This is a genomic window from Xanthomonas hortorum pv. pelargonii (genome assembly GCF_024499015.1).
GTDB lineage: Bacteria > Pseudomonadota > Gammaproteobacteria > Xanthomonadales > Xanthomonadaceae > Xanthomonas > Xanthomonas hortorum_B.
The window spans coordinates 4,842,534-4,857,865 of the sequence record NZ_CP098604.1 but is presented as its reverse complement, the minus strand read 5'-3'; the positions used below and the strand labels follow the sequence as shown (position 1 = coordinate 4,857,865).

Here is a 15,332-nt window from a genome sequence, read left to right as displayed (position 1 = left end):
ACAAGCGCTGCAGTCCGAAGCGTTCAGCGAAGTAGCGGACCCTGCTGCGGACCGGAAACGAAAAACCCACCGACAGTGAGGTGTCAGTGGGTTTGTTTCCGCATCGGTACCCGGGGGCGCCATCGCCTACGCTGTACCAACCTGGCTGCATTCCCTAGCTGGCCAGCCAGCGACTCAATCGGCCTTGAAGCCACCAGCCACCAGCATCGCCTTGGCCTGCTCCAGCTCCACCAGCAAGGTGCTCGCCAGCTCGTCGCGGGCGACATCGAACTGCTGCTCGCGCACCAGGTCCTTGACCGCCACCACGCCGCGCGCCAGTTCGTCGTCGCCGGCCAGCACCACGAAGCGGATGCCCGCACGCGCGGCGTACTGGAACTGCTTGCCGATCTTCTTCGGCTCCATTTGCACTTCGGTGTTGATGCCGCCGATGCGTAGCCGGCGCGCGATATCCAGCGCATCGCCCAGGCGCGACTCGTCCATCAACGCCACCATCGCGTGCACGCTGCTTTCGGCGATGCCCTGGATCAGGCCCGCTTCGCGCAGCTGCCAGAACAGGCGGGTCAGACCGATCGAAATGCCTACGCCGGGCAATTTGGACTTGGTGTAGTGGCTGGCCAGGCTCTCGTAACGGCCGCCCGAGCAGATCGAACCGATCTGCGGGTGATCGGTCAGCGTGGTCTCGTAGACGGTGCCGGTGTAGTAATCCAGCCCGCGTGCGATCGAGAAGTTCAGGCGGTACGCGCTCTCGGGCACGCCCAACGCCTTGACCAATTCAAGGACCTCGCGCAGTTCGGCAATGCCCTCGCCCAGCGTCGCGCTCGCGCCGACCGAGGCGTCCAGCGCCTGCAACTGCGCCAACGCATCGGCATGCCCGTTCGAGCGTACCGCCACGAAGGCCAGGATCTTGTCGACCTGTGCGGCTGCAATGCCGAATCCCTCGCCCACCAGCGTATCGCGCACGTAATCGGCGCCGCGCTTGTCGATCTTGTCGACCTCGCGCAGCACCGCCAGCTGCAGCTCGCCCTCGGCCACGCCCAGGCTTTCGAAAAAGCCGCGCAGCAGCTTGCGGTTGTTCAACTGCACCTTGAACTCGCCGATGCCCAGCTCGGCGAACACCGCGTGGATCACCGCCAGCACTTCGGCGTCGTAGCGGATGCTCAACGCATCCTTGCCGATCACGTCGATGTCGCACTGATAGAACTCACGGAAGCGCCCGCGCTGCGCACGCTCGCCGCGGTACACGCGCTGCATCTGATAACGGCGGAACGGGAAGCTCAAGTCGTGCTCGTGCTCGGCCACATAGCGCGCCAGCGGCACGGTCAGGTCGAAGCGCAGCGCCAGCTCCGGCAGGCCGCCGCTCTCGGCGCCCTCGTCGGCGGCGGCCGCCGCATTGGCCAGCGCGCCGGTGGACTGCACGAAGTACACCTGGCGCTCGGTCTCGCCGCCGGATTTGGTCAACAGCACGTCGGACAGCTCGAACACCGGGGTTTCGACCGGTAGGAACCCGAACCGCTCGTAATTGCGGCGGATGACGTCCAGCATGCGCTGGAACGCGATCTGCTCGCGCGGCAGCAATTCCATGATGCCGGGCGGCGTACGGGGCTTGATCACGAGCGAAACTCCTGCAGGGCAATGTGGCGAACGCGCAATTCTACCGGCTGGCGGCCGCGCTGACCGCATGGCGTATCATTGCAGCGCCTCTTGGCAATGCATGGCCCATGTACCGGCAGCTTTCAGATCCCAGCACGAACTGTGCGGTGCCAAGCGCCGTATCGGGCAGCGACGCGCGCCATTCCGAATGCGCGCAGTGCGCGGTGCGCGACCGGGCCATCTGCGCGGCGCTGTCGCCACAGGAAATGGAAGCACTGGACCAGGCCACCCACGCCCAGACCTATGCGCCCGGCAGCACCCTGGTGCGCGCGGGCGAGAGCCGCCATCACGTCTACACCGTCACCTCCGGCGCGTTGCGGCTGGTACGCACGCTGGCCGACGGACGCCGCCAGATCACCGGATTCGTGTTGCCCGGCGACTACGTCGGGCTGACCGAAACGCCACAGCACCGCCACGACATTGAAGCCATCATCGACAGCCGGGTCTGCCGCACGCCGATCACACAGATGCGCCAGTTGCGCGATCGCTACCCGCAGCTGGAACGCAAGCTGCTGCAGCGCGCCAGCATGGAACTGGCCGCCGCGCAGGACACCGGCCTGCTGCTGGCGCGCCTGCAACCCAGCGAACGGCTGGCGCATTTCCTGCTGCGGCTGGCGGCGCGCTCCACCCAGCCCGGTGCCAGCGGCGACACCGTGGCGCTGCCGATGAGCCGCAGCGATATTGCCGACCATCTCGGGCTGACCGTGGAAACGGTGAGCCGCACCTTCACCAAGCTCAGGCAACAGCAGCTGATCGCGCTGCCGCAACTGCATCTGGTGCAGATCCTGGATTACGCGGCGCTGCGCAGCCTGGCCGGCGATACGGTTTGAGGTGTGGCAGCTCTGGTCAGACCGGTTCATCTAGCTAAGGCCTGTTAACACTAATGGCCCGAGCGATTAAACTATTGGGCATGGAGATCACGCCAGCACAATTTTCTCTGATCGAACACTGCCTGCCGGCGCAGCGCGGCGATGTCAGCATGACCAACCTGCAAGTGGTCAACGCCATCCTTTACGTTGCCGAGCATGGCTGCAAATGGCGCGGCCTACCCAAGCGCTTTGGCAACTGGCATACGGTCTACACACGCATGAACCGTTGGGCCAAGGCGGGTGTGCTGGACCGGATGTTCGCCCAATTGCAGAAGTCCCAGATCGTGCGCATCAAGATCGAAGCAGTCTCGCTGGACTCCACCAGCGTCAAGGTCCATCCCGATGGCACGGGTGCATTAAAAAAACGGCCCGCAGGCCGTCGGCAAGTCTCGCGGTGGATGGAACACCAAGATTCATATGGTTGCCGCAGATGCTCGAACAGCCATCACCTTTGGATTGACGCCTGGCAACGTGCATGACGCACCTGCAGGCCGCGCGTTGCTTGAACACCTGGGGCCAGTGGAGCGGCCGATTCATTTGTTGATGGACCGTGCTTACGAAGGCAACGAAACCCGCCAGTTGGCGCTCGATCTTGGCTTCGTGCCGGTGGTCCCGCCGAAATCCAATCGGGTCGAGCCTTGGGAATACAACCGGGAGATGTACAAGCGGCGTAACGAAGTGGAGAGACTGTTCCGTCGCTTGAAAGGCTACCGCCGGATTTTCTCGCGCTTCGAGAAGCTGGATGTCATGTTCCTTGGATTCCTCAGCTTCGTCCTGGTCGTTGATGGGCTTCGGATGTGTTAACAGGCCCTAGATAGAGCGCGCGCACTCAACAAGCGCGGCTGGCAGCAGCAAGCACATAACCTCTGCACGCCTGCCCGCACCGGATCACTGAGGACCACTGCCGACGATTTGCAGGTTGCCCCGGTACCCACATCGCCGAGTGACCGACGCGCCAGTTCGAAAGCACTGCCAGCGTTGCAGGCCGATCGCGCTGGTGACAGCCCCGCGACTAAGACGCTAAGGAATCAGCGCCCGCCCACGTTCGCACTCGCCACCGATGCGCCACATCCGCCACTCAACAGCCGCGATTGCCGCAGCCAGGCACGGTCCGGGTAGTAAGCGAACACGAAGGCGCCTTCACGCAAGGTGTCGATCAACTGTTTGGCCACCGCCGGTCGCACGGCCGGGCAGCCCAGGCTGCGCCCGAGCCGGCCCTGGGAGCGGATCACCGCCTCGCTGACGTAGGGCGCGCCGTGGATCACGATCGCGCGGTCGCGCGCATGGTCGTTGAAGCCGGGCTCCAGGCCTTTGAGCCGCAACGAATAGCCGTTGTGGCCGGTATGGGACTCCTGCGCGGTGAACGCGCCCAGGCTGGACTGGAAACTGCCATCGTCGTTGGAAAACTTCGCCGCCAGGTTGTTGCCGGTGTTGCGCCCGTGCGCCACCCATTCCTGAAACAGCAGCCGCTGCCGCTCAAGATCGAATACCCACAGCCGGCGCTCGGTCGATGGCCGGCTGTAGTCGATGACGCTGAGCACGCGCTCGGCACCCACCTGCTGGCGCTGCCGGGCGCATTGCAGCGCCTCGGCAGCCAAGGCCAGCACCTGGCGGTCCAGCGACGGCGCCTGGCGCGCCAACGCGTCAACCAGGCCCATGCCCGGCGCGCCCAAGGGCGCCACGGTGGAGGCTGAAATGGCGTCGGCCGCAAAGGCCGCTCCAGCCATTGCGTACCCACTCAACGCGGCGGCAATGGCAATTACTCGATAAGACATGCAACAACCCACAGCGGACGCGACACCACGCCGGGGCCGCACCCGATAGAGATAGCCCCATGTGCGGCACTTTCCAACCCCTGGCGCCTGAACACGTTGGGGTCAGGCCGCATCCGCAAGCAGGCGCTGCCGGAAAGCGGCGTAGTCCGGCGCAAGTGCTTCGGCGTGTGCGGGACGCTGCAAGAGCGCGGCCAGCGCCGGTGGAACCTCGACTTCACGGCCGATCAGCGGCTCCACCACGCCCTCGAACTTGGCAGGATGCGCGGTGGCCGCCACCGCCCAGTCGCCGGTTCCGCCCTCGGCCCCTTCTGCGCGCAGTTGTTCGAGTACGTGCACGGCGGTGGCGGTGTGCGGGCAGTGCACTTCGCCGTAGCGCGCAAAGCGCTGCTGCACGGTGTGGCGGATCGCCGCATCGTCCACCGACAACGCACGGAATGCCTCGCGCAACGCGGCATCGTCGCCCTGGTAGAGCCAACGCAGGCGTTCGAAATTGCTCGGCGCACCCACGTCCATCGCATTGGCCAGCGTCGCCACGCTGGGCTGCGGCGCGTAATCGTCGCCGGCAAAATAATCCGGCAACACGTGATTGGCATTGGACGCCAGCGCGATACGGCCCAACGGCACACCGAGCGCGCGCGCCAGGATCGCCGCCAGCCCGTTGCCCAGATTGCCGGTGGGCACCACCAGATTCAGCGCCGCGCCCGCGCCGGCATGGTGTTGCAGAGCGGCATGCGCGTAGTAACTCATCTGCGGCAGCAAGCGCCCCAGGCTGATGCTGTTGGCCGAACTCAGCGGCACCTGCGCCTGCAGCGCGGCATCGCTCAAGGCCTGCTTGACCATCGCCTGGCAGTCGTCGAACGAGCCGGCCACGCGCAAGGCCTGGATGTTGTCGCCGAAGCATCCCAACTGATGCGCCTGGCGCGGCGACACGCGGCCATCCGGATACAGCACCACCACGCGCAAGCCCGGCTGGCGATGGAATGCCGCAGCCACCGCAGCCCCGGTATCGCCGGAAGTGGCGACCAGAATGGTGAGCGGGCGGTCTTCGGCGCGGCGCAGGCGGGTCAGGCAGGCGGCAAGGAAGCGCGCGCCGAAATCCTTGAATGCGGCGGTCGGCCCATGGAACAGCTCCAGCGCGTAATCGCCGGGCGTAGCCAGCGGCACCAACGGCGCGGGGAAGTCGAACGCTTCGGCGCAGATGGCCGGCAGCTCTGTTGCCAGCGCATCGCCTTCGAAGAAAGGCTGCAGCAACGTAGCGGCGGTGTCGGCCAGATCGGCGCCGGCCGTGAGCGTGCGTGCCGGCGGCAGGATCTGCGGCACGTACAGGCCGCCATCGGGCGCCAGGCCGGCGGCAATCGCCTGACTCAGGCTTGCGGCAGGCGCGCCGCCGCGGGTGGAGATGAAGTTCATGGTGACTCCAGACAAAGCGAGAACGAGGTGGGCAACGCGGCATTGCCCGAGAACGCGGAGACCGGGATTGGCGGTTGGGCCGATGTCGGTGCCCCGGCCGCATCCGGCCAGATGGTCATCCACCGCCAGCGCCACGGCGCTATGCTGCGGGCACCTTTCCGTGGAGCAGGCAGATGATCAAGGTCAGCGTGATGTACCCGTACCGCGACGGCGCCCGCTTCGACCACGCCTACTACCGCGACACCCACATGCCGCTGGTGAGCGCACGGATGGGCGCGGCTTGCCTCAGTTACACGGTGGATAAAGGCATCAGTGGCGGCGAGCCGGGCAGCACCCCGCCCTACATCGGCATGTGCCACATTTTTTGTGACTCGGTGGAGGCCTTCGGCGCCAGTTTCGGGCCGCATGCCGAGGAAATCCTGGGCGACATCCCCAACTACACCGATCTTGCGCCGGTGATGCAGATCAGCGAGGTCGTGGTCGGTTGAATGCTGCGTCGCAGGTTGCACGGCATGCGTGCACTGCAAGCGTGATTGGTCGAGTACCGCATGCGCGCGCCGACTCATGCGAGCAACCGCGCGGCCGGGCTGGCGATCGGAGACACCCAGTGCTGGCTATCCAGGCCAACGTCTGCGAATGCAGCCTTCACCGATGCGGCCGCAGCGTCGGCGGCCGCGCGCGATTCGAACCAGGCGAACACACTGGGGCCGGCGCCGGAAATGCTGGCACCCAGTGCATCGTGATCCAGCGCAGCTTGCTTGGCAGCCGCGAACCCGGCGATCAACGGCGCGCGGCGTGGCTCGATCAACACATCGCGCAAGCCTGCGCGCACCAGGCCCGCATCGCCGGCATGGCAGCCAGCCAACACCAACGCCAGGTTGGTGCTCTGCGCGACGAACTCGCGTAATTGATAGTCGCCGGCCAAGGCTTCACGCGCGCGGCGGGTTTCCAACACCGCGTCCGGATGCACCAGCAGGCTATGCCACGCGGCCGGCACGCTGATCGGCACCAGCCGCTCCAACGTGCACAACACCAGGCCGCCTAAAAACAGCGGCCCCAGGTTGTCGCCATGGCGGCTACCGCTGGCCACCGCCTCGCCATCGAGTGCGTACTGGTAGAGCTGCTCGTTGCGCAGCGGCGCATCCAGCAGCGCGTTGGCGGCAACCATAGCCGCTACGCACGATGCAGCCGAGCCGCCCATGCCCGAACTCAAGGCGATGCCTTTGTCGATCTCTATCTCGAAGCCGAATGGCAGCGCCAATGCCGCACGCAACGAGATCAACGCCGCGCCCGCCGTGTTGCGTTCGGCATCCAGTGGCAAGGCGACGGTGGTGCCGCGGATGGCAGCGATACGCACCAGTGGCTCGTCGATGCGCCGCACCGTGACGGTGTCGCCGACGCCGTCGATGGGATAACCGAGCAGATCGAATCCTATTGCCACATTCGCCACCGAAGCCGGTGCGAAGGCGCGTGCTTCGTGCAGGCCCTGTGTCGCGGTCGCCACGTGATTCGCTTCGGTTGTCTGATTTAGCGCCGTTTGATTTACAGCCGCCTGGTTTGCAACCGCCTGATTCACAACCGCGCCCCCTCGCCCGCCGCCACCCGCAGCAGGTCAGCGAACACGCCTGCCGCAGTGACTTCCGGCCCCGCGCCCGGTCCCTGCACCACCAACGGGTTCTCGCAGTAGCGGCGCGTGGTGAACTGCACCACGTTGTCGGTCAGACGCAGATTGGCGAACGCGTGATCGGCCGGCAGCTCGACCAGACCCACGCTAGGCGCACGATCCGGCGGCAGCTGCGCGACGTAACGCAGCACATTGCCGCGTGCACGCGCATCGGCCAGGCGCTGTGCGAACGTGGCATCCACTTCATGCAGGCGCGCTATGAAATCGTCCACGCTGGCCTGGCGCAATGCTTCGGGCACCAGGCTCTCGACCTGCACGTCCTCCAGGCTGATCTCGCGCCCGGCTTCGCGCGCTAGGATCACCAGCTTGCGCGCCACATCCACGCCGGACAGATCGTCGCGCGGATCAGGTTCGGTATAGCCCATGCCGCGCGCCTGCGTCACCAATTCGGCGAACGGCACGCTGCCATCGTATTTGTTGAACAACCAGGCCAGCGTGCCCGAAAAGATGCCTTCGATCGAGGTCACCGTATCGCCGGTATCGACCAGATCGCGCAGCGTGGTGATCACCGGCAGCCCCGCGCCCACGGTGGCTTCGTAACGGAAACGCGCACCGCTGGCATCGGCCGCCGCACGGATGGCCTGATAGCGCTGCAACGGGCCGGAGCCGGCCTGTTTGTTCGGCGTCACCACATGGATGCCGGCGGCCAACCACTCCGCATAGCGGTCGGCCACTTCCGCGCTGCCGCTGCAATCGATGATCACCGTATGCGGCAGATGTGCAGACAGCAGATGCGTGGTGAACTGTTCCAGATCAGTGGCAGTGGCTGCAGAGGCAAACGCATCGCGCCAGTTGCCGACCAGGCCGCGCTCGTCGAGCAACATGCGGCCGCGCGAAACCACTGCGCGCAGGCGCAGATCGATGTTGGCCTTGCCCAGCAATTGCGGCTGCGCAATGCGCAGTTGATCCAGCAACGCCGCGCCCACGTTGCCCGGCCCGATCACGCCCACCGAGAAGGTTTGCGGCGACAACCAGAAGCCCGCATGCGCCGCACGCAAGGCCTTGGTCGCATGCGCCGCATCGATCGCCACCGAGATATTGCGCTCGGACGAGCCTTGCGCGATCGCCAGGATATTGACCTGCGCACGCCCCAACGACTCGAACAAGCGCGCCGCCACACCCGGTTGCCCAGCCATGCCATCGCCTACCGCGGCCAGCACACTGATGCCGGTAGTCAGCTGCACGCGCTGCACCTGGCCAACCGTGAGTTCGTGCGCAAAGGCCTGCAACAAGGCATTGCGCGCACGCTCTGACTCATGCTGCTTGACCACGCAACAGATCGAATGCTCCGACGAGCCCTGCGAGATCATCACCACCGAGACCTGCGCCACGCGCAGCGCCGCAAACACCCGCTCGGCCGTGCCCGGCACACCGATCAGGCCGGTGCCCTCCAGATTGAGCACCGCCAGATCCGGGCTCAAGGTCAGCCCCTTGATCGGCCCGCTCACCTTGCTGCTTGCGGTGATGCGCGTGCCCGGATGTTCGGGCTGAAAGGTGTTGCGGATGATGATCGGCAGCCCGCGCTCGATCGCCGGCGACATCGTCTGCGGATGCACCACCTTCGCGCCAAAATACGCCAGTTCGCAGGCCTCGTCGTAGCTCAGCGTTTCCAGCTGAACCGCTTCTGGCACCACGCGCGGATCGGCCGAGAGCACGCCATCCACATCGGTCCAGATATGCAACTCATCGGCATCGAACAAGGCCGCGAAGATCGCACCGGAATAATCGCTGCCGTTGCGCCCCAACGTGGTGATGCGATCGGCGCGGTCGCGCGCCACAAACCCGGTGACCACAACGCGTGTCTGCGGATGCGCCTGGCGCCAGGTCTGCAAGCGCTGCGCGCTGACATCCCAATCCACATCCACGCCGAGTTCGCCGCGATTGACCACCAGCACATCGCGCGCATCCAGCACTGCACAGTCTTCGCCAAGCGCGCGAAAGTGATCGCCAAGCAATTGCGCCGAATACACCTCACCCAACCCTTGCATACGATCGAGCACTTCGCGCGGCAGCTCGCCGATCACCGCCAATGCACCAAGGATCTGCGACAGATGCTCGAAGCGCTCGTCCAACCACTCCACCGTGGGCCCGGAATGTTCGCCCAGCAACGCCACCGCCGCACCGCGATGGCGCGCCCGCGTTTCATGCCAGCGCTCGCGCCACTCGGGGCGGTTGTGCGCTGCCAGTTCGGCCAGTTCGATCAGTGCATCGGTCACGCCCTTCATCGCCGACACCACGGTGACCTGCACAGTCTCCTCGCGGGCAAGCAACAGCTGCGCCACATGCCGGTAGCGCTCGGCATCGGCCACCGACGTGCCACCGAATTTGTGCACAACGGTGCGCGCAGAGGACGCGGGAACTGCAGCGGGTTCGAGCGAAACAGCAAGCGATGACATCGACAGACCTCGTTTGGGAGGCCCCGTCCGCTTCAGGTGAGAGAGGGAGACCCCCGCATCCTGATCCGGGTGCGGGGCCGTTGTTTTCGGAAATTACGCGAAGACGACGGACCGCACCGGGCGAATGGTGGCGGTGGTAATGGTGGTGCTAATGCCGGCCACGCCCGCACCCGGCCGCAGCTGCGGCTGGCAAAGGAGCGATGCGATGGCGGAAGCGTTAGGCATGTATGCAAAAGACATCACCAGACCAAAGGCTGTCAAGCACTGCGTATTACGCCAGCCCTGCGCGGCTGCGCGCCTGTACAGAAAGCCTTGCAGGACAAAGATTTAAGCGACGCAGCCACAAGCGATTGATTGCTATGGAAACTTTTAATGCGCTGGGCCAAGCGTTGCTTGCGCAGCATCCTGTAGCGGAGACCTGGTGCCAGACGAGGTCGTATTCGGCTGATTCCGCCTAGCGGCCGCGCACCCATCTCGCGCCGAACGCAGAAGTGCATCAGCCACTTTGATCCATGCAGGCCTTAGCCAAGCACCTGAGGATTGAGCTGCCACACCGAATAGTTCAACGCCGCCGCAAAACTTACCCATAGCAGATATGGAACCAACAACCACGCAGCAACCCGCTGCCACTTGGCGAACGCTACGATCGTCAGCACCAACGCCACCCACAGCGCCACGATATCGACAAACGCCCAGGCGCCCATGTGCCAGGCAAAGAACAACCAGCTCCACAACCCGTTCAACCCCAACTGCAGCACGAACAGACTCAGCGCCCCACGCGTACTGTTCCACCCACCGCGCCGCCAGACCAACCACGCCGACACCGCCATCATCCCGTACAACGTGGTCCACACCGGCCCGAACAACCACCCGGGCGGCGCCCACGCCGGCCGCTGCAACTCAGCGTAGAAGCTCGCCGCTTTGATCGAAGCCGCCGCTCCCAGGGCAGCGACCAGATAGCACAGCACCAACCACCCCAGCAGTCCAAACCACTGCGATTTCTTCGTCATCGACATCTCCATACAGAGCTAGCGAGTGAGAGCATGCTATTCAGGCATCCGAATGTCGGGCACGCTGCCACATAGACCGTCCAGTCGATGCAAACAGAGCGGCGACTATCAAGGCCCGGCGCTCGCTGGCACCGCACCCAATCCACTCGCGCACCAGCGCATGACGCGCCGGTGCGCTCACCACCTTTTTCGCAGCGCATCCTTGATCAGGTCGTTCTCGAACACCTGCTCGGCCAGCAACTTCTTCAGCCGCGCGTTCTCGGCCTCCAGGTCCTTGAGCCGTTTGGCATCGGGCACGCTCATCCCGCCGAACTTGCTGCGCCACATGTAGTACGAGGCCTCACTGAAGCCATGGCGCCGGCATAGGTCCTTCATCGCCACGCCCGCTTCGGCTTCGCGCAGGAAGCCGATGATCTGTTCTTCGGAAAAACGCCTCTTCACGTCCAATCTCCTTGGGGTAGGGAATTGGACTCCAAACTAGGGCGCTACTCAAAGTTGGGGGACGTCGCCCCTAACCAGACAAAAATCTAACTTTCCAGTAGCTTCTCGATTTTCTTACCCAGTACCGGTGGGAATCCGGAATAAGGAACTCAAAGTCTCCACGTTTTGAAACCCAGCCGCCATGAGCTAGATCCTCATGAAACCGAGAACCGTCCAAATGCATAAAAATATGCCTGTCAAAATTTATATAGAAGCTAGGAAGCCTAGAAGCAAGCATATTAATTCTTTTGAAGTGGCCTGCAGATATATCGCGCCCAGAAGTATAGTGCCCTTCCAATTCGTCCAGCAAACCATCACCCGTGCCACAAGCACTATCGAAAAATAACTCCCCCAGATCATTTGTCGACAGCACTTTCGCTGAGGTGTTCTTCAAATAATAATCAAAATTTTCAGAATCTAGACGCAACACCCCCTCTAAATTCTTTACACGCCGCCTCATACTGAGAATTTGTTATGTCACCCCTTTCAAGATAGGCCCTATAGTCTTTTTCGGCATCTAAGGAATAATTCACCTTATCATCCACTACCCAGATAGCCTCCTCATTAAAAACAAATAAGCATATATTCAGGTCTCCATCCCACATTGCGTCACGCAAAGAATTATTTCGAATCATTCCCAAACTCCTTTAAAAATTCAGACTGAGAATAAACGCGAGCTCCGCTAGAATGCTCTTCAAGCAAAGACTCCCACATCCTTGGAAGTTCCAACGCGGTACCTGGTTGATTTCGATCCACTTTCTTAGGAGCCAAAGGATCCCTGGGAATACCTGGCACAGGTCTTTGCGGCACAGCTGACTCCATAATTTGATTGTGAAGCACGTCATCGACCTCAAAGACGACTACAGAGCCATCAGGCCGCCTATTAGTCAGATAGTAGACTGCATGCTCACTATTGCCAACACTCACGCAAAGTTGCCCCAAACAGCCAGGATTAATCGTAATGCTGCCATCTGCATTCGGAGTAATTCTCTGCTGACTCGTAGCATTACCTGCACCTCCTCCCTCAACTCTGAAATATGTTGTTGAGCTACGACTATCAGAGGCTGCGTAAGTTGCTCTCGTAGCGTTATTTGCAGCAACCTCCGCATTAATTGCGCGATTGGCGGATATGGCCAATCCAGCACTAGGGAACCTCTGAACAACGCACCATAGATACGCGACACTACCCGCCTCATGTTGAGGAGTAATCCATGCAACTGACGTTCGGCGACGCTGAAGGCCTGGGCAAGCGCAAGCAGACCCGCCGGGAGATCTTCCTGGCCGAGATGGAGCAGGTCGTTCCGTGGCAGCACTTGCTCGGTCTGATCGCACCGCACTATCCGGTGTCGGGACGCCCTGGTCGACAGCCATACGCACTGGCGACGATGTTGCGGATTCATTTGCTGCAGCAGTGGTATGCGTTGAGCGATCCGGCGATGGAAGAAGCGCTGCACGAGATTCCGACCTTGCGGCGCTTTGCCCAGCTCGGTGGCTTGGACAACGTTCCGGACGAGACCACGATTTTGAACTTTCGGCGCCTGCTGGAGACCCATGGCCTTGCCGCGCGGATGCTGGACGCGGTCAACGCGCATCTGGCACGCAAGGGGCAGAGCCTGCGGTCGGGCACGATCGTCGATGCGACGCTGATCGCTGCACCCAGTTCGACCAAGAACGCCGATCACGCGCGCGACCCTGAAATGCATCAGACCAGGAAGGGCAATCAGTGGTATTTCGGGATGAAGGCGCACATCGGCGTGGATGAATTTTCCGGGCTGGTGCACCACGTCCATTGCACAGCCGCCAATGTCGCCGACGTCACGGTGACGCACGCATTACTGCATGGCAAAGAAGACAGCGTGTTCGGCGACAGCGGCTACACCGGTGCGGACAAACGCGAAGAACTGCAGACCTGCAAGGCTGCATTTTTCATTGCCGCCAAGCGTTCGACGCTGAAAGCCATCGGCAACAAACGCGAGCGTGCTCGGGAACAGCGTTGGGAACACTTCAAGGCCAGCGTGCGCGCGAAGGTGGAGCATCCGTTCCGGGTGATCAAGCGCCAGTTCGGTTACACCAAGGTCCGCTATCGCGGCCTGGCCAAGAACACCGCACACGTGCTGACCTTGTTTGCGCTCTCCAATCTGTGGATGAAGCGAAAGCAGTTACTGCCTGCCATGGGGAGCGTGCGCCTGTAACCCGGGAATTCCCAAGGAAAGTGCCAGAAATAGCGGAAGATCCGAAGATCCAAACGCGACTCTCCGGACCGACGCGACATCCCGCACTCTCAGGCCTCGTTGTTCAGACCTTCCCTAGGGGCCAACTGAGTCATTCCATACAAAAGTTCAGCAGTCTCAGCTTCAAAGCCAAGCCCCTGCAACGCGGTTCCGCCCCAGGTATTTTGACGCTTACCCGTAAACAACTGATCGAGACCAGCTTTTCCGGTGTCGTAGCCACTAAAAACCAGAAATGGTGCTGCGATACAGCCAACCAAGCTGACGCATGCTTCAACGCCACCTATAATCTGCGCAATACCTCCGGCCGTCTGGAGGCCGCCAGCAACACGTGGTCCTACCAAGTTACGTGAGCCCCAATCTGTCGTGGCGTCTGTCCAACCGTAATTAAACAGATTCTTCGTGACCGGCAGACCATTTCCAGCCGTATAAATCAGCTCACCATTGGTCTGATTGGCCAACCACTCGCGATCCTGTTGATACTCCGGCTTACTCCCGAGCGCTTCAATTCCGGCCCAATAGATGTACTCGTCTGTACCTACTTCATACTGAGCAGAACATTTGATAAGCGCGCAGCTAGCTGCGAGTAGCTCAGCTTGGCGTTTGGGATCATCGCCGGCCAGCTCCTTGATACGCGCCACCTCATCTTGATGTAGCTGACGATTGAATTTATCTCCCGCAACTGCGATGCTTGTGTCGACTCCCCGTAATTCAATGCCAGCCAAAATTAGAGGTCTGCGGTTGATGTTGATCACGGAACTCGGCGGGCGTTAGCCCGCCCAGGCTGTCGTGCGGGATCTGCTGGTTGTAGTCGGCCAGCCAGTGTTCGGTCTGTTCGCGAACCTCGCTCAGCGTGCGGAAGAGATGCATGTCCAGCACGCCGCGCCGGTAGCTGCCGTTGAAGCGTTCGATAAAACCGTTTTGCATTGGACGCCCCGGCTCGATGAAGTCCAAGGCGATGCCTTTGCGCTCGGCCCACTCGGCCAAGGCCAATGCGACAAACTCCGGGCCATTGTCCAAGCGAAGTTTGGCGGGGTAGCCGCGCCAGGCTGCGATGCGTTCCAAGGTGCGGATGACGCGGGCGGCCGGGAGATTCAAGTCCACTTCGATCGCCAAGGCTTCCCGACTGAAATCGTCGATGACATTGAACGTGCGGAAGCGTCGACCATCCCACAACGCATCGGACATGAAGTCGATCGACCATCCAGCATTGGGTCGCTCTCCGCATGCCAGCGGTTGTGGATGACGCGTCGGGACCCGGCGCCTGCTGCGACGACGTTGATTGAGTTTCATCAGGCAATACACGCGCCACACCCTTTTGTGATTCCACACATGTCCGCGACGGCGGATGATCTGAAAGAGCTTTCCAAAACCACGCTCGGGAAAACGCTCGGCCAATTCGGACAACAGCGCAATGACCTCCTCGTCGCGATCGGGACGACGCCGATAGCGCACTGTCGAGCGAGCCACGCCAACGACCGCACAGGCCCGGCGCTCGCTCCAGCCATGCTGCTCGACGAGCCAGGCAAGAAGCGGGCGTTTGTGCGCCGGGTCTACAGCTTTTTGCGATGACATCCTTCAATGCATGGTTTTCCATGGCGAGCTCGGCGTACATGCGTTTGAGCTTGCTGTGCTCGGTCTCCAGGTCGCGAAGGCGCTGCACATCGGCTGCCTCCATGCCACCGTACTTGGACTTCCAGACGTAGTACGTCGCATCGGAAATGCCCAGCTCACGGCACACATCCTTGACCTGGCGGCCGCCCTCAACCTGCTTCAGCGTGGCGACAATCTGGCTTTCGGTGAACTTGCTCTTGCGCATCGTTGGTCTCC

The 15,332-nt window shown here is 62.4% G+C and carries 13 protein-coding genes and 1 pseudogene; 4 read left to right on the top strand and 10 right to left on the bottom strand.

All coding sequences use genetic code 11. The features are described 5' to 3' along the window. Positions 1–174: 174 nt before the first annotated feature. A complete protein-coding gene (gene hisS, locus NDY25_RS20785) occupies positions 175–1,611 on the bottom strand; it encodes a histidine--tRNA ligase (RefSeq protein WP_256627657.1) in 1,437 nt (478 codons plus the stop codon). A gap of 203 nt (positions 1,612–1,814) precedes the next feature. On the opposite strand from hisS, the gene NDY25_RS20780 reads away from it, so the two are divergent. Both NDY25_RS20780 and NDY25_RS20775 read left to right on the top strand, forming a co-directional pair. After that, entirely contained in the window at positions 1,815–2,480 is a 666-nt protein-coding gene (locus tag NDY25_RS20780; RefSeq protein ID WP_180336606.1) for a Crp/Fnr family transcriptional regulator, read from the top strand. Positions 2,481–2,560: 80 nt separating this feature from the next. Continuing rightward, a protein-coding gene (locus NDY25_RS20775) for an IS5 family transposase (RefSeq protein ID WP_256628008.1) occupies positions 2,561–3,323 on the top strand; the annotation gives its coding sequence in 2 pieces (ribosomal slippage) (positions 2,561–2,880 and positions 2,879–3,323; 765 coding nt in all). Between the two features lie 224 nt (positions 3,324–3,547). On the opposite strand, the gene NDY25_RS20770 is transcribed toward NDY25_RS20775, so the two are convergent. Together NDY25_RS20770 and thrC are read right to left on the bottom strand one after the other, a co-directional pair. Beyond that, positions 3,548–4,294, bottom strand: a complete 747-nt coding sequence (locus NDY25_RS20770) for a murein L,D-transpeptidase catalytic domain family protein (RefSeq protein WP_256627656.1) — start codon at positions 4,292–4,294, stop codon at positions 3,548–3,550. 102 nt (positions 4,295–4,396) lie between these two features. Beyond that, positions 4,397–5,704 carry a threonine synthase gene (thrC, locus tag NDY25_RS20765; RefSeq protein WP_168960082.1) on the bottom strand — a complete coding sequence of 436 codons (1,308 nt, stop codon included), beginning with the start codon at positions 5,702–5,704 and terminating at the stop codon, positions 4,397–4,399. A 173-nt stretch (positions 5,705–5,877) separates the two neighbouring features. Here thrC and NDY25_RS20760 point away from each other — a divergent pair, with 173 nt between their 5' ends. After that, the gene (locus tag NDY25_RS20760; protein ID WP_023903805.1) at positions 5,878–6,192 is read left to right on the top strand and encodes an EthD family reductase; all 315 of its coding nucleotides are present in this window, start codon (positions 5,878–5,880) and stop codon (positions 6,190–6,192) included. 74 nt (positions 6,193–6,266) lie between these two features. On the opposite strand, the gene NDY25_RS20755 is transcribed toward NDY25_RS20760, so the two are convergent. The 5 genes and pseudogenes from NDY25_RS20755 to NDY25_RS20735 all read right to left on the bottom strand — a co-directional run bounded on the left by NDY25_RS20755 (position 6,267) and on the right by NDY25_RS20735 (position 11,704). Then, positions 6,267–7,208 carry a homoserine kinase gene (locus NDY25_RS20755; RefSeq protein ID WP_168960081.1) on the bottom strand — a complete coding sequence of 314 codons (942 nt, stop codon included), beginning with the start codon at positions 7,206–7,208 and terminating at the stop codon, positions 6,267–6,269. Positions 7,209–7,276: 68 nt separating this feature from the next. Continuing rightward, positions 7,277–9,784 (bottom strand): bifunctional aspartate kinase/homoserine dehydrogenase I, encoded by a 2,508-nt coding sequence (gene thrA / locus NDY25_RS20750; RefSeq protein WP_168960080.1) that lies wholly within the window; start codon positions 9,782–9,784, stop codon positions 7,277–7,279. Positions 9,785–10,305: 521 nt separating this feature from the next. Next, a complete protein-coding gene (locus tag NDY25_RS20745; protein ID WP_425510756.1) occupies positions 10,306–10,794 on the bottom strand; it encodes a TspO/MBR family protein in 489 nt (162 codons plus the stop codon). Positions 10,795–10,870: 76 nt separating this feature from the next. Further along, a pseudogene (locus NDY25_RS20740) lies at positions 10,871–11,235 on the bottom strand (transposase); the annotation flags it as partial. A gap of 70 nt (positions 11,236–11,305) precedes the next feature. Beyond that, complete coding sequence (locus NDY25_RS20735; RefSeq protein WP_256627655.1) at positions 11,306–11,704, bottom strand: hypothetical protein; 399 nt, start codon at positions 11,702–11,704, stop codon at positions 11,306–11,308. Between the two features lie 781 nt (positions 11,705–12,485). Between NDY25_RS20735 and NDY25_RS20730 the strand changes: the two genes are divergently transcribed. Then, positions 12,486–13,466 carry an IS5 family transposase gene (locus NDY25_RS20730; protein WP_233366556.1) on the top strand — a complete coding sequence of 327 codons (981 nt, stop codon included), beginning with the start codon at positions 12,486–12,488 and terminating at the stop codon, positions 13,464–13,466. Between the two features lie 89 nt (positions 13,467–13,555). On the opposite strand, the gene NDY25_RS20725 is transcribed toward NDY25_RS20730, so the two are convergent. Continuing rightward, positions 13,556–14,257, bottom strand: coding sequence for a hypothetical protein (locus tag NDY25_RS20725; RefSeq protein ID WP_256627654.1), 702 nt, complete (start codon positions 14,255–14,257; stop codon positions 13,556–13,558). Beyond that, positions 14,214–15,321, bottom strand: a protein-coding gene (locus NDY25_RS20720; RefSeq protein ID WP_256627624.1) for an IS3 family transposase whose coding sequence is annotated in 2 segments (ribosomal slippage) — positions 14,214–15,066 and positions 15,065–15,321 — 1,110 coding nt in all. Because the reading frame shifts where the segments join, the coding sequence is not laid out codon by codon here. Before NDY25_RS20720 ends, NDY25_RS20725 begins: the two co-directional genes overlap by 44 nt. Between the last annotated feature and the right edge of the window lie 11 nt (positions 15,322–15,332).

Bases quoted from the DNA above. Each gene is read 5' to 3' on its own strand.
- NDY25_RS20730 (WP_233366556.1), top strand. From the start codon at position 12,486: ATGCAACTGACGTTCGGCGACGCTGAAGGCCTGGGCAAGCGCAAGCAG.
- NDY25_RS20770 (WP_256627656.1), bottom strand. From the start codon at position 4,294: ATGTCTTATCGAGTAATTGCCATTGCCGCCGCGTTGAGTGGGTACGCA.
- thrC (WP_168960082.1), bottom strand. From the start codon at position 5,704: ATGAACTTCATCTCCACCCGCGGCGGCGCGCCTGCCGCAAGCCTGAGT.
- NDY25_RS20745 (WP_425510756.1), bottom strand. From the start codon at position 10,794: ATGACGAAGAAATCGCAGTGGTTTGGACTGCTGGGGTGGTTGGTGCTG.
- thrA (WP_168960080.1), bottom strand. From the start codon at position 9,784: ATGTCATCGCTTGCTGTTTCGCTCGAACCCGCTGCAGTTCCCGCGTCC.
- NDY25_RS20760 (WP_023903805.1), top strand. From the start codon at position 5,878: ATGATCAAGGTCAGCGTGATGTACCCGTACCGCGACGGCGCCCGCTTC.